Consider the following 2,282-nt stretch of genomic DNA (forward strand, 5'->3'; position numbering starts at 1 on the left):
CTGGTAGATCATGGCGATCTTGTTGCCGCGGATGGAACGCAACTCCTCGTCGGAGAGTTCGCCCATGTCCTTGCCCTGGAACTTGATCTTGCCGCCGACGATCTTCCCGATGTTGGAGAGGTCGCGCATGATGCCGAGCGACACGGTCGACTTGCCGCAGCCGGATTCGCCGACGATGCCCATCGCCTCGCCCGGCATGACGGTGCAGGAAAAATCCATGACCGCCGGTATCTCGCCCTTGCGGGTGAAGAAGGAGATCGACAGGTTCTCGATCTCGATGATCGGCCCTTTGGTTGGCCCGGGGGTCGGCTTGGCGGGATTTCGAACTGCCTCGTTCATGGGTCGCTCCAATCCTGGTTCTTCCAGGCCTGTTTCTCTCAGGCCCATCGGGTCGAAACCCGCGACATCAGTCTTTCATCGATTGTTCGCGCAGCGAGTCGGCGAGCAGGTTCAAGCCCAGCACGAACGACATCAGTGCGATGGTCGGCGGCAGCGCCGGATGGATGAAGGAGCGCAGCAGGCGGCTGGCGTCCTTGATCGCGGTGCCCCAGTCCGGACTTTCCGGCGCCAGGCCAAGGCCGAAATAACCGAGCGTGCCGAGCAGGATGGTGGTGTAGCCGATGCGCAGGCAGGCATCGACGATCAATGGCCCGCGCGCATTGGGCAGGATCTCCCACAGCATGATGTACCAGGGCGATTCACCGCGCGTCTGCGCCGCCGCCACATAGTCGCGCGTCTTGATGTCCATCACCAGGCCACGCACGATGCGGAACACGCCGGGGCTGGAGGCGAACACCACCGCCACGAAGATGTTGAGCTGGTTTGGATCGATATGGACGATGTGCAGCGGGTCCTTATCGAACACAAGGCCGAGATAGATCCAGCCACCGAGGATCAGGGTGATGCCGAGCAGGATGTAGAGCCGGTCGGGCCGGTTCTTGTAGCGGGTCCAGAACAGCACGCTGAAGAAGATGATCGGGAACAGGAAGAACACGCCGGCCATGCCGTACGGGATCGGCGTGTCCATGATACCCGGCGTCACCAAGAGGTAGAACAGCAGGATCACCGGGAAGGCGAGCACAAGGTTGGCCAGGAACGACAGCACGGTGTCGATCTTGCCGCCGTAATAGCCGGCGGGCAGGCCGAGCGTGATGCCGACCATCAGCGCGAAGCCGGTCGCGGCAGGCGCGATGATCAGCACGATCTGGCTGCCATAGACCATGCGCGAAAACACGTCGCGCGCCAGCTTGTCGCCGCCGAACAGATAGGTCAGCCCCGACTGCGGTTCGACGGCGCCCGGCAGCACGTCCTTCATGATCGGAATCTGGGCCAGCGGATCGAAGGGCGATATGGTCGCGGCGAAGATCGCCGTGAACAGCCAGAACAGGCAGATGCCGACGCCGACAATGCCGACACCGCTGTCGAACAGCTGGCCGTAGAGCGCCAGCTTCTTCTTGTAGGCGAAGCTCGCGCCCATGACGATGACGAGCGCGATCCAGACCGGCCAGAAGCGCGACAGCACTTCGAAAACGACGGTGAAGCCACTGATGTATTGAACCGGCATCGGCTTCGCTCCCTACTGAACTCTGATACGCGGATTGAGAAATGCGTAGCCGACATCGGAAATGAGCTGCGTGATCAAGACGATGAACACCGAGACCAGCGAGCAGCCGAGCAAAAGGTCGATATCGTTGTTGCCGGCCGCCTCGACCAGCGTGTAGCCGAAGCCCTGGTAGCGGAACATCACCTCGACGATGACGACGCCGGTGAGCAGCCAAGGGAATTGCAGCATGATGACGGTGAACGGTGCGATCAGCGCGTTGCGCAAGGCATGTTTGACCACCACGCTGCCGAAGGAGAGACCCTTCAACCGCGCAGTACGGATATATTGCTGCGTCATCACTTCGACCATCGAAGCTCGCGTCATGCGGGCGATATAGCCGATGCCGTAGATCGCCAGCGTCATCACCGGCAGTGTGAAATTGTAGAAGGTGATGCCCTGGCTGGCCGAAGCCGCCGAGCCGTTCAGCCAGCCTAGCCATGAGGCGAAGATGACGGTGAAGATGACGCCCGACACATATTCAGGCGTCGCCGTCGAGGCGATCGACGCCACGGACAGCACCCGGTCGGTTCGCGACCCCTCACGCATGCCGGCCAGAATGCCGATCAGCAGCGAGATCGGCACCATCACCGCCAGCACCCAGAACATCAGGATGCCCGTAGCGCCGAGTGCCGGAAACAGTTTTGAGGCGACGGTCGCCTTGAACTTGGTCGAGCAGCCG

The 2,282-nt window shown here is 61.6% G+C and carries 3 protein-coding genes; all 3 read right to left on the minus strand.

All coding sequences use genetic code 11. The annotated features are described in order from the left end of the window. A partial coding sequence (locus ENZ75_RS29205) for an ATP-binding cassette domain-containing protein (protein ID WP_128278523.1) occupies positions 1-339 on the minus strand: 339 nt, incomplete at its 3' end. 67 nt (positions 340-406) lie between these two features. Further along, a complete protein-coding gene (locus ENZ75_RS29210) occupies positions 407-1,564 on the minus strand; it encodes an ABC transporter permease (RefSeq protein ID WP_013530884.1) in 1,158 nt (385 codons plus the stop codon). Positions 1,565-1,576: 12 nt separating this feature from the next. After that, a partial coding sequence (locus ENZ75_RS29215; RefSeq protein ID WP_164888091.1) for an ABC transporter permease occupies positions 1,577-2,282 on the minus strand: 706 nt, incomplete at its 5' end.

The sequence above is a fragment of the Mesorhizobium sp. M7A.F.Ca.CA.002.04.1.1 genome (assembly GCF_004022805.1).
In the GTDB taxonomy this organism is placed as follows: domain Bacteria; phylum Pseudomonadota; class Alphaproteobacteria; order Rhizobiales; family Rhizobiaceae; genus Mesorhizobium; species Mesorhizobium ciceri.